The sequence below is a fragment of the Virgibacillus salexigens genome, from assembly GCF_014905415.1.
In the GTDB taxonomy this organism is placed as follows: domain Bacteria; phylum Bacillota; class Bacilli; order Bacillales; family Amphibacillaceae; genus Virgibacillus; species Virgibacillus salexigens.
The window spans coordinates 634,005-649,396 of record NZ_BNEO01000002.1 but is presented as its reverse complement, the minus strand read 5'-3'; the positions used below and the strand labels follow the sequence as shown (position 1 = coordinate 649,396).

Here is a 15,392-nt window from a genome sequence, read left to right as displayed (position 1 = left end):
CATTGCATAAGGGTAAAGGTATGAAGTTTGTCGGAGATTCTCGGATCTCTGCTGAAAGAAAACCAAATGTACCAAAAGATTATTCTGAATATCCTGGTAGAACAGAAGCTTTCTGGCCCAACTTTTTATTAAAAGAATGGTTAGTAGGTGCTGTGTTTCTAGTTGGATTTTTATGTTTAACATTAGCACATCCCTCACCATTAGAAGGAATGGCTGACCCAACAAATTCATCTTACATTCCATTGCCGGACTGGTACTTCTTGTTCCTATATGAATTACTCAAATATGAATTTGCAAGTGGCGATTTCATTATTATGGGAATTCTAGTATTGCCAGGTATTGCTTTTGGTGCGTTATTAATTGCACCATTCTTAGATAATGGACCTGGAAGAAGACCACATCAGCGTCCTGTCGCTGTTGGTATGATGTTACTTGCACTAGCTTCTGTAATTTGGCTTACGTATGAATCTGCTTCTCACGTGGATTGGGAGTCACGCGCAGAAGCCAATAAACCTATTCCGCCTGGCGAACAGGTGGAAATTGACACGGAAGATCCAGGATATGCAGTTTATGAAAATAGCTGTATGTCCTGTCACGGAGATGACCTGCAGGGTGGTGCAGCAGCTCCATCATTAATCGGAATCGATAAATCTGCTGAAGAGATTGCTCAAATTGCACAAGAAGGGATCGGATCAATGCCTCCTGGACAATTCAGTGGATCAGATGAAGAACTTCAACAGTTAACTGATTTTATTGTATCTGTTAATGAAGAGCAATCAGAATAATTAAAATGAAGAACACCTTTGCCACACTAGTTGGTGAAGGTGTTTTTTAAGCCAATGAACAATTTATGATGTAAGAAAAGAGGGATTTCTTGATCAAGTACATCTTATTAGATCGCCGTTTTTTAATTCTTTTATTTGTTATTAATTTACTAGGGACGATCTATGGATATATGTGGTACGAAAGTCAATTAAGTGAGACATTACCGATATTTTTCATTTTTGTTCCTGATAGTCCAACAGCGAGTTTATTTTTTACCATATTCCTTTTATTTTTCATTTTTCGCAAGAATGTGCCATACATAGAAGCATTAGCTATGATTACACTATTTAAATATGGTGTATGGGCTGTAATCATGAATCTGCTTACTTTAATAATAGACGGTTCTTTGAGCTGGCAAGGGTATATGTTGATGGCCTCACACGGTGCAATGGCGATACAAGGGTTATTATATGCTCCTTATTATAAGCTAAAATTACGTCATATTGTCGTAGCTGCAATTTGGACATTGCATAATGACGTGATTGATTATGTCTTTGAACAGATGCCCGTGTATGCTTCGTTAACTAACTATATGAATGAAATTGGCTATTTCACATTTTGGCTAAGTATCCTTTCCATTGCACTTGCTTATTTTCTAACAAGTGCATCACGGCAGAAAGGATAAAAGTATCAGAACTCCATTATCTCGCTGTTATATAATATATCTCCAGATCATACATTAGTGTTATAAGAAAAATATGGGGTGATCTCTATGAAAAATAATAAACAGCGTTTGGTAATGACATGCCTAATTACGGTCATAGGGATGATTGGTAGTTTTTACATACACCCTGCCTCCACTGAGGCTGGAGTGTTCTTGCAAGCAAGTACATCATCAGAACAAAATAATGATTTGCTTCCGCTAATTTGGACAGTAGTGATTGTCGGGGGTTGTATTGGTGTTACATTAACTTATGTTAGTTGGAGAAAATATAGAGGGGAATCAAAAAAGGAAACAAAAACAAAAACGAAACAAGACAAAACAGTTGACTAATATTCATTTTTTGACTAAAATTGACCTTAAATAAGGAGGAATGCACATGCTAGGTGGCTTTGGTGGTTACCTTATCTATATTGCCTTGTTAATGATTATCCCAATTTGGGCACAGTCCAAGGTTAAAAACACGTATAAAAAATATTCTAAAAAAGCGACATCTTCTTATATGACAGGTGCTCAAGTGGCTCGAAGAATACTTGATGAAAACGGGCTTTACGATGTAAGTATTGAAGAAACGAAAGGGACCCTTTCTGATCACTATGACCCAAGAAAAAAAGTTGTACGACTTTCCACAGGAAACTTTCATGGACAATCAATGGCAGCTTCTGCTGTTGCCGCCCATGAAGTAGGACATGCTATTCAGGATGCTCAAGACTATGCCTTTCTAAGATTTAGAAATGCCTTAGTACCTGTAGCTAACTTCGGCTCAAATATCTCCTTCTTTCTAATTATAGGCGGCATACTGCTTAACCTATCTGGTTTATTCCTTTTCGGAATTATCTTCATGTCAGCAGCTGTGTTATTCCAGCTTGTAACATTGCCTGTTGAATTTGATGCATCCAATCGAGCGATGGCCCAACTTGTTTCGTCAGGTGTCATACGAAATAACGAAGAAAGAGAAACAAAGAAAGTACTCAATGCAGCAGCGTTAACCTATGTTGCAGCTGCACTTGTAGCTGTTGCTGAATTGGTTCGATTCATTTTGATGTATGTTGCAGCAAACAACGAATAATAAACAAAATGGGTTAGTCATCCCATCTAGGCTGTCGAGAAAGTAATCCGACAGTCTTTTTTTTTCTGAAATTCCATCTTTCTTTTGTTATTCTTAAGATAGAATTTCTAAAGGCGCTGATGGTTATGTTCCAATCAAGAAAAGATCAACAAATTAAATTGGAGATGTGACGATTGAAGAAACTTGTTCCTGAAGACCACTTACTCCGGAAGATTGACCACAACATCGATTTCTCCTTTATCCATGAAAAACTTTGTCCCTTCGGAAAATTGGCCAGAAAGGTTCTTTTATCTTGATCACCGTACCACGGATTTGAAGTACAACAGTATTACGGATGTTCATGTTACACCTGCAAACGTCCATAGAGGTGTTTGTGGCTGCCAGAAATCATCTGGTAACTATAATAATAAGCGATTGGTATTTGTCCGCACTGGCGCACAAAAAAGCTTGTAGAAAAACACGGGTTTTCTCTACAAGCAAAAATGGGGTGGACCTTTAGTCCTGTTTTATGAAGAAGATGGTTGCCTGCTAGTGTTCGGAGTGAAAGGAGCGAATGCAGAAACTTATTCTTCAATCGGATTCTTATTTTCATCTAAAGTAAAACCTTCTCCTAATACATCATGAACGGTACTTACAGCAACAAACGCATGCGGATCTATACTGTGGATAATAGTTTTTAAACGGACAATTTCGTTTCTTGCTACTACACAATACAGTACATCACGTTTGTCGCCAGAAAAACTACCTCTTCCTTCTAATACAGTTACACCACGGTCCATTTCCTTAAGTATCTTGGCAGCTATAGCATCGCTATGACTGGAAATAATAGTGGTACCCTTAGCTGAGTAAGCTCCTTCTTGAATGAAATCAATCACTCGCGCCCCGATGTAAACTGCTACTAACGTATACATTCCTTGTTTCAAATCTAATATAGCAAATACGGATGTCATAATGACGACAAAGTCGAAGAGAAACATGGTTCTTCCCATACTCCATCCCACGTATTTATTAACTAATCGGGCAATGATATCAACGCCACCTGTTGTTCCACCAAATCGAAAGATAATACCTAAACCAATTCCGATAAACACACCTGCAAACAGCGCGACAAGTGTCATATCTGATTCAAGGTGAATAGCAAAAGGTTTCACTTGAAATATACTAAGAAATAATGATACCGCACCAGTGCCAATAATACTGTATATAAATGTATTTCGCCCTAGAAATTTCCATCCAATTAAAAACAATGGGATATTTAATATAATATTCGTTATAGCGGGATCCCACTCCCATAAAAAGTATAGTAATAATGTAATACCGGTAAAACCGCCTTCTCCTAAATTATGTTGCATGTTAAAATGAACGATTCCAAAGGAGAAAATGGCTGATCCAAATAGAATAAATGCTATATTTTTAATTTTTAAGCCAAAAATCAATTAATTACCTCCTATGTTTTTAATGCTATGTTCTAGTATTAGTATAGTCAATCTATTTAAAAAGAACAATTTCATTTCATCCTTCAAATAAATGATTTGTCAAAACGGCAGGGATTAGCTAACATTATATTAGCAACTAATATAGATTAAGGGGGGATGAAGCATGGAAAGTAACATATATACAACGAAGGAGATACAAGAACGGGTAGATACGTATATCTCACAATTTAAAGAGGGCTATTTTTCCCCATTAAGTCTAATGGCTCGACTAACAGAAGAAGTTGGTGAATTAGCTAGAGAGGTAAATCATTACCATGGAGAAAAACCAAAAAAGTCAACCGAGCAAGAAAAGACAGTGGAAGATGAGTTAGGTGATATTATCTTTGTGTTAACTTGTTTTGCGAATTCACTAGAAATAGATCTTTCAGAAGCATTTCATACATCCATATCGAAAATTGAAACACGTGATAAAGATCGTTGGACGAAAAAAGACTAGTTTTACATACAAAGGAGAATGACAAATTGGCAATAAATGTAGTAATTGCTGGACCTAGAGGGAAAATGGGTTCAGAAGCTGTTAAAATGGTTTTAAATGAGGAAGATTTTCGGTTAGTTGCATGTATCGATCGAAAAAATGATGGGAAAACACTGAACTCAATAATATCGTCTGTAGATGCAACGGTACCAATTTACGATGATATTGAAACCTGTTTAGATCAACAAAAAGAAGTTGATGTTCTTGTTGAATTATCTGTCCCAGAAGCAGGGTATAAACATACGAAATGTGCGATTAATCATGGAATACGCCCAGTGGTAGGTACAACCGGCTTTACTGAGAATCAGCTCGCTGAATTGGACGAGCTTGCTAAGAAGCAAAATATTGGATGTATTATCGCCCCAAACTTTGCTATTGGGGCTGTACTAATGATGAAATTTGCAAAAATGGCCGCTTCTTATTTTCCTGATGTTGATATCATTGAAAAACATCATGATAACAAGTTAGATGCACCATCCGGAACAGCAATTAAAACGGCGGAACTCATTAGTGAAAACAGAACTGTTAAACAACAAGGTCATCCAGAGGAAAAAGAAACGCTTACAGGAGCAAGGGGAGCTGATGTAGATGGAATGAAAGTTCATAGCATCAGATTACCAGGATTAGTTGCACATCAAGAAGTTATTTTTGGTAGTGCGGGCCAAACACTAACAATTAAACATGATTCAATTGACCGCGCATCCTTTATGGATGGAGTTAAATTTTGTATAGAACGCGTCTTAGAATCCAAAGGGCTTACGTATGGTTTAGAAAATATATTATAAGGTGGGATACTATGAATATCGCATTAATTGCGCATGACAAAAAGAAACAAGACATTATAAATTTTAGTACGGCTTATCAATATATTTTAACACAACATACGTTATACGCTACTGGAACTACAGGAAGAATGATCTCAGATGCGACAGGACTTCATTTCCATTTATTTCAATCAGGTCCATTAGGCGGTGATCAACAGATTGGGGCAATGATTGCTAATAATGAAATGGATATGGTGATATTCTTTCGTGATCCACTAACGGCACAGCCTCATGAACCAGATGTAAGTGCATTAATGCGACTATGCGATGTATATCAAATCCCACTTGCTACAAACATTGCTGCTTCAGAAATATTTATCAAAGGATTACACAATGGTGATTTTCAATGGAGAGAGATTGTAAAACAGAAAGAGAAGGAAAACAAAGAATGAAGAAGATAGGAATTACGTGCTATCCTAGCGTTGGTGGCTCGGGTATTATCGCTACCGAACTAGGGATGCTTCTAGCGGAAAAAGGAAATGAGGTACATTTTATTACATCCAGCTTACCTTTTCGATTAAATCAAATTAATCCGCGAATTTATTATCATGAGGTGGAGTTAAACCATTACCCTGTATTTCAGTATCCACCATATGATTTAGCGTTAGCAGCTAAGATGGCTGAAGTGATTAATCGTGAAAAGTTAGACATATTACATGTACATTATGCCATGCCTCATGCAATTAGTGCTCTTTTAGCAAGGGATATCGCGGATCATGAAGTTAAGATTGTAACGACATTACATGGTACAGATATTACGGTGTTAGCTATTGATGATATTTTTAAAAACATGATTAAGCATGGAATCGAGCAATCCGATGCAGTTACTGCAGTATCCGAACACTTAGCCGAGCATACATCAAACCTACTGGACGTAAACCGGAATATCCATGTCATTTATAACTTTGTTAATGAACAGGTATATTATCCAAAGTCAATGCCCGCTATTAAACAAGAGTATGGAATTCATCCAGATGAGAAAGTCATTGTTCATATTTCAAACTTTAGAAAGGTGAAACGCCTTAAAGATGTTATCCGGACTTTCTATGAAATACACAAGCAGGTTCAAAGTAAACTACTGTTAATTGGCGATGGGCCTGAATATAGCTCTGCATTTCAATATGTGAAACAGTTAGGAATAGAAGATCGCGTATTATTTTTAGGGAAACAAAAAAATATCAATGATTTATTAAGTATCAGTGATTTAAAATTACTGATGTCAGAAAAAGAAAGCTTCGGCCTCGTATTATTAGAAGCAATGGCTTGTGGTGTACCTTGTATTGGTACAAACATTGGCGGCATCCCTGAAGTAATTGAACATGGAAAAACAGGATACATTGTTGAATTGGGAGAAACGGATCAGGCAGCTAATTACGCGATTGATTTACTATCCAACCAGAAAAAATTGCATGCTTTTTCTGAACATGCAATAAAACATGCAAATAACCATTTTCACTCAGAAAAAATTGTCGCACAGTATGAAAAGTTATACAATGATATTCTAAGTAGTCCATAAAGTTGGTGAATATAATGTTTTCTACACCGTTTAATAAAGCAATTAAAATTCTAGAAACAATTGAAAATCATCAACATCAAGCCTATTTTGTAGGTGGTTGTGTTCGAGATTATTTATTACAGCGACCGATTGGAGACATCGACATTGCTACTTCTGCAAAGCCAGAAGCTTTACAAGAAATGTTCCATTCCATTATTCCTGTTGGAATTGAACATGGAACAGTAATTGTTCGCTATGATAAGGAATCCTATGAGGTTACTACCTTTCGAGTTGATGGAACTTATACGGATCAACGTCATCCAGACGGGGTAACGTATATAAATAATATTGATAAAGACTTAGAGCGGCGTGACTTCACAATTAATGCGTTAGCTATGGACATAAATGGAAATATTATTGACTTATTTAATGGGCAGCAAGACTTAACAAATGGAATTATTCGAACCGTCGGTAATGGAAAAGAACGGTTTAAAGAAGACCCATTGCGAATTATTCGGGCACTACGTTTTAGTAGTCAGCTCGGTTTCACGATTGATCAAGTAACAATTGATCATATGGTACAAGTAAAAAAAGATATAGAGAGTCTTGCGATTGAGCGGATCACGAATGAATTCACCAAATTTTTTGCTAGTAAATACGTTGGCCATGGTTTACATTATTTATTTGAAACGAAAATCTACAAGCACTTACCTGTGTTTAAAGATCATGAGCAATTAATTTACAAATTACCAACAACTATAGAACCGCTATCTTCGTTTGGTGAAGTAATTGCTGTATTTCACCTTTTAGACCCTTCGATATCGGTGGTAAACTGGGTGAAATCTTGGAAGTGTTCGAATAAGTTGAAGAATGAAGCACAGTTGATTGTTCATAACATCGACAGATTTAAAAGCGAAGGACTAAGCCGATGGCTAATTTACAAATTACCTACTTCGTTATTTACTAGCTTTCAAAGAATTATTCATTTATTCTATCCCGAGGAAAATATAACAGTAGAAAAAATGAAAAGGATCAAGCAATTGCTCCCTATTCAATCACGTAAGGAATTAGCGATAAATGGTAATGACATTATACGGTTCTATCCGGATTATTCAAAAGGGCCATGGATGAAGCTATTATTAAATGAAATTGAAAAGCAAGTTGTTACAGGTGGAGTACCTAATAACTATCAAGCGATAAAGGAGTGGATAAAATGGAATCCACCCGAAATAAATTAATTCAACTTTTAGCAGAGAATAAAGAATCTTACATTTCCGGCCAAATGCTTTCTGATCAATTACATATATCGAGAAGTGCGATTTGGAAACATATGAAGGAACTTGAACGAGACGGTTATGAAATTGAAGCAAAATCAAAAAGAGGCTATCGAATCATTAAGTCCCCAGAAAAAATAACAGAAAACACTATTCTATGGGGGCTTAAAACGAATTGGCTAGGGAAAAAAGTAATTCATCGTGAAATGACCAGTTCCACACAAATTTTAGCGCATCAAGCTGCAAAACAGAACGAAGGACATGGTACGATTGTAGTAGCTGATGAACAAACAACTGGCAGAGGACGCATGAGCAGAACGTGGCATTCAAAAAAAGGAAGCGGCATGTGGCTTAGTATGATATTGAAACCTGAATTACCTCCTTACCTTGCGCCACAGTTGACCTTGTTAACAGCTGTAGCTTTGGCAGATACAATTAGTGAGATATCAAATACGAAACCGTTGATTAAATGGCCAAACGATATATTATTTTCAAATCAAAAGAAGTGTGCTGGAATTCTTACAGAACTACAAGCTGAACAAGATAAAATTCAGTATGTTGTTATAGGAATTGGGTTAAATGTAAATCAGGAGTTGTCAGATTGGCCAGATGAGATTCAAGAGCGAGCAACTTCTCTGTCTATTGAAACAAATAAACAATGGGAAATTCAATCAATCATGCAGCATTTTCTTTCTGAATTTGAACAGACATATGATAATTACATGGTGAAAGGTTTCTCAGAAATTAAAAAAAGATGGGAAGCTTATGGTTTTAAATTAGGTGAATTAATTACGATTCAAAACCTACACGAGACAAGAAGAGCCATTTTTAGCGGCATTGCTGAAGATGGGGCTTTACTAATAAAAAATGAAGATGGCAGTTTAGAAAAGTTGTATTCTGGAGAAATAGATTGGTTCAATAAAGGTGATCGATAATTATTAGTTAACATTTATCATTGGTTGACCAAGAGCAAAATCCTGTTATGATGTAAAGGGACCTGAGCAAATGCATGGAGAAGTGAGGTGGTAATTTATGAATAGATATGTAGTTATCGATCTAGAAACAACCGGAAACGCACCTGGTAAAGAGGATAGAATTATTGAAGTAGGAATTGTTGTTATTGAGAATGATTCCATTGTTGATAGTTATTCCACCTTACTCAATCCCAAAAAAGAAATACCATTATTTATTACAAATCTAACAGGAATTTCCGATAGCGATGTCGCATATGCACCATCATTTGAAGATAACGCTGATGAGATCATCCAATTATTTACGGACAGCTATTTAATTGCGCATAATGTGCCATTTGATCTTGGATTTTTAAACGTAGAGCTCGAAAATTGCGGTAAACCCAAATTGATCAATCCAGTACTGGATACGGTTGAACTATCAAGAATTTTATTTCCAACTTCACCAAGTTTCAAATTAAGCCAGCTAACGGAATATTTGGAAATTAACCACAATGAACCTCACCGTGCATTATCGGATGCATTTGTAACGGCAAAGTTATTTCTAAAGCTTAAAGAAAAAATGGAATCATTGCCATATGAAACCATTGTTCAGTTACTACATCTAGAAAAAACATTAAAGTCTGACGTGTATGAATTACTACATAATTGTCAAGAAAAGCTCATGTTTCAAACAGAAGAGGATCCTAACATGGACTCGTATCATGGGATAGCCTATCGACGTTCAAAACAAGATAAAGAAAGTCCAATGACTCCCGATTGTTCTTTTGGAGAGTTATTGGATGAAATTTATGAAGATAACGGTACCATGGAGCAAAAGATTGTAAATTATGAAAAGCGCCCAGGTCAACGAGTGATGTCTGAAACTGTATTTGATGCGTTTCAGGGTCACCAACATGCTTTCATTGAAGCAGAGACAGGAACTGGCAAGTCGCTAGCTTATCTTATTCCTACCATTTATGAAGCGATAACTGAAAATAAACGGATTGTTATTAGTACATTTACTACACAGCTGCAAACGCAATTATTAGAAGATGAGATCCCAATGATAAGACAACTCGTTCGTTTTCCTTTTAAAGCTACCTTACTGAAAGGAAAATCACATTATATTAGTCTAGAGAGACTAGAACAGGAGCTGTCTCATACACAGCATGATAATTATGATATTACCTTAACGAAAGCAATGATCGTTGTATGGCTAACAGATACTGTGACCGGTGATATTGACGAAATCCAGTTACCTTCTAGCGGTTATATGTTTTTCTCACGGATCTCTGCAGATATGGAAGATAATATCGATCCATCGTCGCCATGGTTTTCAAGATCTTATTATCAAAAGGCAAGAAGAAGAGCACAGCAAGCCAATATTGTCATTACAAACCATGCTCTTCTATGTACGGATATGTTTAATGATTATCAGCTATTACCCAGCTACCATAAAGCCATTATAGATGAAGCTCATCATTTAGAAGATACTGCATCACGGCACTATGGGTTAAAGTTGGATTATGTTCATCTGCAATATATGTTAAACCAATTAGGAAAAGTCGAAGATAATAAACTTATTAGTAAAATACTAAGTCATTATAATGGGGCGCGGGAACAATTACCTCTGGAAAATTGGGATATTGTGCTTGAAGAAGCAAAGCATGAAACAGATGATCTGTTTAGACACTTATTCCAGTATGTATTAGATCAGCATAAGTCAGATAAATCATTAAGCGATATCGGAAGAACGCAATATAGATTTGAAGATGGTAAAGAGATACCAGATAAATGGAATGTTATTAAGGAAATGGTAACGCGGCTTACATTTTATCTTCGTGATCTAATTCATGGGCTAGCTTTAATTGAATTCCACTTGGTTAAGCAATTCGATTTTCAGACAGAGGATAAAGAAGAGATTCAAGTTCATACGGAGCATCTTCAAGAATGTATCGACCGTTTAGAGCAACTATTTTTAATCGCACAAACAGATAAACAAATTAAATGGATTGAAATTGAAACCTATGGAGCAAAAAATGCAGTTTATTTATACAGTGAACCGACAGATGTAGCGCGTGTGTTAGCAGATCATTTCTTCCAAGTGAAAGACAGTATTATCTTGACTAGTGCAACGTTAACGATGAAGCAGTCTTTTGATTTTATTCAAGCTCGTTTAGGTGTAAGTTCAGAAAGACTTATTACCCAAAAGATAGCTTCCCCATTTTCGTATCAAGACCAGGTCCAATTAATGGTGCCAAATGATTTTCCCGACATTAAATACGGAAAAATGGATGATTTTATCTATGCAACTTGTGAAGCTATTTTATCATTAGCAGAAATTACAAAAGGAAGAATGCTTGTCCTTTTTACATCGTATGATATGTTGAAAAAATCACATACGATTTTAAAAGAATCTTTGGATATCGGAAAATATGCGCTAATTGCCCAAGGGATATCAAGCGGTAGTAGGACTCGCCTAAAGAAAAACTTTCAAACCTTTGATCAAGCGATACTGCTAGGAACTAGTTCCTTTTGGGAAGGGGTAGATATTCCTGGTGAAGCTCTTTCTTGCTTAATGATTGTTCGTCTACCGTTTCAGCCTCCTGATCATCCAGTCCATGAAGCAAAATCAACCTATTTAAAAGAGCAAGGAAAGAATGCGTTCATGGAATTTTCATTGCCAAATGCAGTTATTCGTTTTAAGCAAGGGTTTGGCAGATTAATCCGTTCAACCAGCGATAGAGGAATTGTATTTGTTTGTGACACGCGGATAATAAAGGCACGATATGGAAAGTACTTTATTGAATCCATACCGAATGTTCCCTTGTCCTATGAGACCACACCATTGCTTATGGAAAAAGCAAAAAAATGGTTTTAAAAAGGCTGATACTCTTTTTTAGAGTATCAGCTAAAAGAAAGTGGAATGGGGTAAGAAAAATTTGCCGAAATAAATAAAAACAAAACAATTTTTCGCTTAACCTTGTTATACTAAGATTATGGTTTTATTTACAACAGCATATATGTAGCTTTCGCATGTTTCGCATTTGTATGTCTAACAAAATTTGATAAAACAAGAAGTATTTTTACTGGAGGGGAAAAGATGGATAATAATGTTGAGATTTTATCAACCGTAAAGCTCCGCTATTCATCAGAAATATATAAAATTGTTGATACATTAAATAGAACATTAAAAGAACAGGATTTAATGTTCGGATTAGCATTGGATGATAACCATGAAGATCAGGCCATCTTCACTATATACCGGACCTAAATGGTTAACTTGGAGCTTACTAATTATAATAATTTTCCTTATTTCCTGTTTTATTTATATGATTTATTTATACATTGATCTAAAAGATAGTAAAACAGCTGGGTATGAAGAAACCAAACAACAGCTGTTAAAAGCAAATACCTTAAATGACATATCCAAAGTGGAGACATTTCATGGCGATGAAGCATATCATGTGGTGTTTGGGACAGATGATCAACAAGATAAAATTATCTTCTATCCATTAGAAGGAAAAGAGAAGAATCTCACAACCGTTAATCAATCGGAAATCATTAGTAAGGATGCTATTATTAATGAATGGGAACAACAGTGCAGTGATTGTGAACTAGTTAAAGTAACACCTGCACTTGTAGAAGATAATAAATTATGGGAACTTACATATATTGACGCTTCCAATCGTTACGTTCTTGATTATGTATCGATCTATGATGGTTCCCGTTATGAACAATATCGATTAAAAAGTATGTTTAATTAGAAAGGTGATCATAGTGAAATTAGCAAACAGAGTAAAAACATTAACTCCATCATCAACATTAGCAATCACAGCAAAGGCAAAAGAACTCAAGCAACAAGGGTATGACGTCATTGCTTTAGGTGCCGGTGAACCAGATTTCAATACTCCATCATTTATTCTGGAATCTGCTGAAAAGGCAATGAAAGAAGGTATGACTAAATACACTCCATCTGGCGGGATTGTAGAATTAAAGAAAGCAATTGTTAATAAATTTAAATCGGATAATCAGCTTACGTATACCACGGATCAAATAATTGTTACTACAGGAGCAAAACACGCTTTATATACACTATTTCAAGTACTATTAAATGATGGCGATGAAGTAATTGTTCCTGCACCATATTGGGTAAGTTATCCGGAGCAAGTGAAGCTAGCCGGAGGTAAGCCCGTGTTTATTGAAGCAAAAGAAGAGAACGAATTTAAATTGACCCCGAAAGAGCTTGAAGAAGCAATAACAGAAAAAACAAAAGCCATTATCATTAATTCCCCTAGTAACCCTACAGGAATGATGTATAGTAGGGAAGAATTGAAACAATTAGGGGAAGTTTGTCTAAAGCATAATGTTCTTATTGTTTCCGACGAGATCTATGAAAAGTTAATTTATTCAGACGATAATCATGTATCCATTGCAGAACTATCCGATGAATTAAAAGCACAAACGGTGGTCATCAACGGTGTATCAAAATCCCATTCGATGACCGGATGGCGAATTGGTTATGCTGCTGGGCCTTCAGAGATTATTAAAGCGATGACCAGCTTAGCTTCTCATTCAACTTCAAATCCTACGTCTATCGCGCAGTATGCCGCTTTAGCTGCATACTCGATGAACGACGAGCCAGTTGAAAAAATGAAGCAAGTATTTGCAGAGCGTTTAGACATGCTTTATAATTTATTAATTGATATACCAGGCGTTACTTGCGTGAAACCAAAAGGCGCTTTCTATCTATTCCCTAATGTAGAAGAAGCTGCAAAAAGTAATGGATTTACAACTGTAGATGATTGGGTCCGTGCATTGTTGGAAGAGGAGAAGGTTGCGCTTGTTCCTGGATCTGGTTTTGGCTCACCAAATAATGTACGACTATCCTATGCAACTTCTACTGAGGCATTAAAAGAAGCTGCTCAACGTATCAAGCAATTTATTATAAGGCATCAATCTTAGGCTTTTTTGGGAGGTTATTTTTTTGAAAACAACTATTTCACAGGCACCAATATACAACGAACAATCAGTTACAATCGGAGCATGGCTTGCCAATAAACGCTCTAGTGGAAAAATTGCGTTTTTACAATTACGCGATGGAACTGGATTTATTCAAGGCGTTGTTGTGAAAAACGATGTAAGCGAAGAAACATTTCAATTAGCAAAAAATTTAACGCAAGAATCGTCTGTTTATATAACGGGGAAGATTGTTGAAGATACTCGTTCACCCTTTGGATATGAAATGCAAGTTACGAATATTGAACTGATTCATGAATCAACGGATTATCCAATTACACCAAAGGAGCATGGAACCGAATTTCTAATGGATCATCGTCACTTATGGTTACGCTCCAAAAAACAACATGCCGTAATGAAGATTCGTAACGAGATTATTCGTGCTACGTATCAATTTTTTAATGACAATGACTATGTTAAGATTGATCCGCCAATATTAACGGGTTCCTCAGCAGAAGGAACGACGGAATTATTCCATACCAAATACTTTGATGAAGAAGCTTATTTATCACAAAGTGGACAGTTGTATATGGAAGCTGCTGCAATGGCTTTTGGTAAGGTATTTTCTTTTGGGCCAACATTTCGGGCAGAAAAATCCAAAACACGCAGGCATTTAATTGAATTTTGGATGATTGAACCAGAGATGGCATTTGTCGATCATGACGAAAGTCTCGAAATTCAAGAAAACTATGTTAGCTTTATCGTGCAAAGTGTGCTAGAAAATTGCAAGTTGGAGCTAAACACCTTAGACAGAGATATTTCCAAATTGGAAAAAGTTAACGCACCGTTTCCGAGAATATCTTATGATGCTGCAATCGAATTATTGAAAGAAAAGGGATTTACGGATATTGAATGGGGAGAAGACTTTGGTGCACCTCACGAAACAGCGATAGCTGAAAGTTTTGATAAGCCTGTTTTCATTACGAATTATCCTGCTGAGATCAAGGCTTTCTATATGAAACCTGATCCTGACCGCTCAGATGTTGTATTATGTGCTGATTTAATTGCTCCGGAAGGTTATGGAGAAATTATTGGAGGTTCTCAGCGGATTGATGATTTAGAACTAATGCAGGAACGGTATCAGCAGCATGGATTAACTGGAGATGCATATCAATGGTATTTAGAATTAAGACAATACGGTAGTGTACCTCATTCAGGATTCGGACTTGGATTGGAAAGAACAGTTGCCTGGATCTCTGGAGTGGAACATGTACGTGAAACGATTCCGTTTCCTCGCTTGCTTAATCGGCTATATCCTTAAGTCTTTGTATAAAATCCCTTGCCAAAATAAGCAAGGGATT

Annotated in this window: 17 protein-coding genes; 16 read left to right on the top strand and 1 reads right to left on the bottom strand. The window is 36.3% G+C overall.

The features are described 5' to 3' along the window. Positions 1-2 precede the first annotated feature (2 nt). From JKP73_RS10945 to JKP73_RS10925, 5 genes are all read left to right on the top strand, one after another. A complete protein-coding gene (locus JKP73_RS10945; protein WP_021291276.1) occupies positions 3-785 on the top strand; it encodes a menaquinol-cytochrome c reductase cytochrome b/c subunit in 783 nt (260 codons plus the stop codon). Positions 786-874: 89 nt separating this feature from the next. After that, positions 875-1,450: a lipoprotein heptaprenylglyceryl N-acetyltransferase LhaT gene (lhaT, locus tag JKP73_RS10940; RefSeq protein ID WP_038243943.1), complete on the top strand. Its 576-nt coding sequence runs from the start codon at positions 875-877 to the stop codon at positions 1,448-1,450. 87 nt (positions 1,451-1,537) lie between these two features. Further along, on the top strand, positions 1,538-1,819 hold the full coding sequence (locus tag JKP73_RS10935) for a sporulation protein YpjB (RefSeq protein WP_021291278.1): 282 nt from the start codon (positions 1,538-1,540) through the stop codon (positions 1,817-1,819). A 46-nt stretch (positions 1,820-1,865) separates the two neighbouring features. Continuing rightward, on the top strand, positions 1,866-2,555 hold the full coding sequence (locus tag JKP73_RS10930) for a zinc metallopeptidase (protein ID WP_200411218.1): 690 nt from the start codon (positions 1,866-1,868) through the stop codon (positions 2,553-2,555). Positions 2,556-2,798: 243 nt separating this feature from the next. Then, positions 2,799-3,008, top strand: a complete 210-nt coding sequence (locus JKP73_RS10925; protein WP_200411461.1) for a hypothetical protein — start codon at positions 2,799-2,801, stop codon at positions 3,006-3,008. Positions 3,009-3,118: 110 nt separating this feature from the next. Here JKP73_RS10925 and JKP73_RS10920 read toward each other — a convergent pair whose 3' ends face one another. After that, positions 3,119-3,991 (bottom strand): YitT family protein, encoded by an 873-nt coding sequence (locus tag JKP73_RS10920; RefSeq protein WP_021291280.1) that lies wholly within the window; start codon positions 3,989-3,991, stop codon positions 3,119-3,121. A gap of 163 nt (positions 3,992-4,154) precedes the next feature. Between JKP73_RS10920 and JKP73_RS10915 the strand changes: the two genes are divergently transcribed. The 11 genes from JKP73_RS10915 to asnS all read left to right on the top strand — a co-directional run bounded on the left by JKP73_RS10915 (position 4,155) and on the right by asnS (position 15,352). Then, positions 4,155-4,487: a nucleotide pyrophosphohydrolase gene (locus tag JKP73_RS10915; protein WP_021291281.1), complete on the top strand. Its 333-nt coding sequence runs from the start codon at positions 4,155-4,157 to the stop codon at positions 4,485-4,487. 26 nt (positions 4,488-4,513) lie between these two features. Further along, on the top strand, positions 4,514-5,311 hold the full coding sequence (gene dapB, locus JKP73_RS10910) for a 4-hydroxy-tetrahydrodipicolinate reductase (RefSeq protein WP_021291282.1): 798 nt from the start codon (positions 4,514-4,516) through the stop codon (positions 5,309-5,311). 11 nt (positions 5,312-5,322) lie between these two features. Further along, entirely contained in the window at positions 5,323-5,742 is a 420-nt protein-coding gene (gene mgsA, locus JKP73_RS10905) for a methylglyoxal synthase (protein ID WP_038243947.1), read from the top strand. After that, on the top strand, positions 5,739-6,866 hold the full coding sequence (gene bshA, locus JKP73_RS10900; protein ID WP_021291284.1) for an N-acetyl-alpha-D-glucosaminyl L-malate synthase BshA: 1,128 nt from the start codon (positions 5,739-5,741) through the stop codon (positions 6,864-6,866). Before mgsA ends, bshA begins: the two co-directional genes overlap by 4 nt. A gap of 14 nt (positions 6,867-6,880) precedes the next feature. After that, positions 6,881-8,083 (top strand): CCA tRNA nucleotidyltransferase, encoded by a 1,203-nt coding sequence (locus JKP73_RS10895; protein WP_200411217.1) that lies wholly within the window; start codon positions 6,881-6,883, stop codon positions 8,081-8,083. Beyond that, positions 8,059-9,054, top strand: coding sequence for a biotin--[acetyl-CoA-carboxylase] ligase (locus JKP73_RS10890; RefSeq protein ID WP_038243950.1), 996 nt, complete (start codon positions 8,059-8,061; stop codon positions 9,052-9,054). The genes JKP73_RS10895 and JKP73_RS10890 overlap by 25 nt, the downstream gene beginning before the upstream one ends. 97 nt (positions 9,055-9,151) lie before the next feature. Beyond that, positions 9,152-11,953, top strand: coding sequence for an ATP-dependent DNA helicase DinG (gene dinG / locus JKP73_RS10885; RefSeq protein ID WP_038243951.1), 2,802 nt, complete (start codon positions 9,152-9,154; stop codon positions 11,951-11,953). Positions 11,954-12,175: 222 nt separating this feature from the next. Continuing rightward, positions 12,176-12,346, top strand: coding sequence for a YpmA family protein (locus tag JKP73_RS10880; protein ID WP_021291288.1), 171 nt, complete (start codon positions 12,176-12,178; stop codon positions 12,344-12,346). Between the two features lie 58 nt (positions 12,347-12,404). Further along, positions 12,405-12,839, top strand: a complete 435-nt coding sequence (locus JKP73_RS10875; protein WP_234447104.1) for a cell wall elongation regulator TseB-like domain-containing protein — start codon at positions 12,405-12,407, stop codon at positions 12,837-12,839. 13 nt (positions 12,840-12,852) lie between these two features. Continuing rightward, on the top strand, positions 12,853-14,037 hold the full coding sequence (locus JKP73_RS10870) for a pyridoxal phosphate-dependent aminotransferase (RefSeq protein ID WP_188942002.1): 1,185 nt from the start codon (positions 12,853-12,855) through the stop codon (positions 14,035-14,037). A 22-nt stretch (positions 14,038-14,059) separates the two neighbouring features. Beyond that, on the top strand, positions 14,060-15,352 hold the full coding sequence (gene asnS, locus JKP73_RS10865) for an asparagine--tRNA ligase (protein ID WP_021291291.1): 1,293 nt from the start codon (positions 14,060-14,062) through the stop codon (positions 15,350-15,352). Positions 15,353-15,392 lie beyond the last annotated feature (40 nt).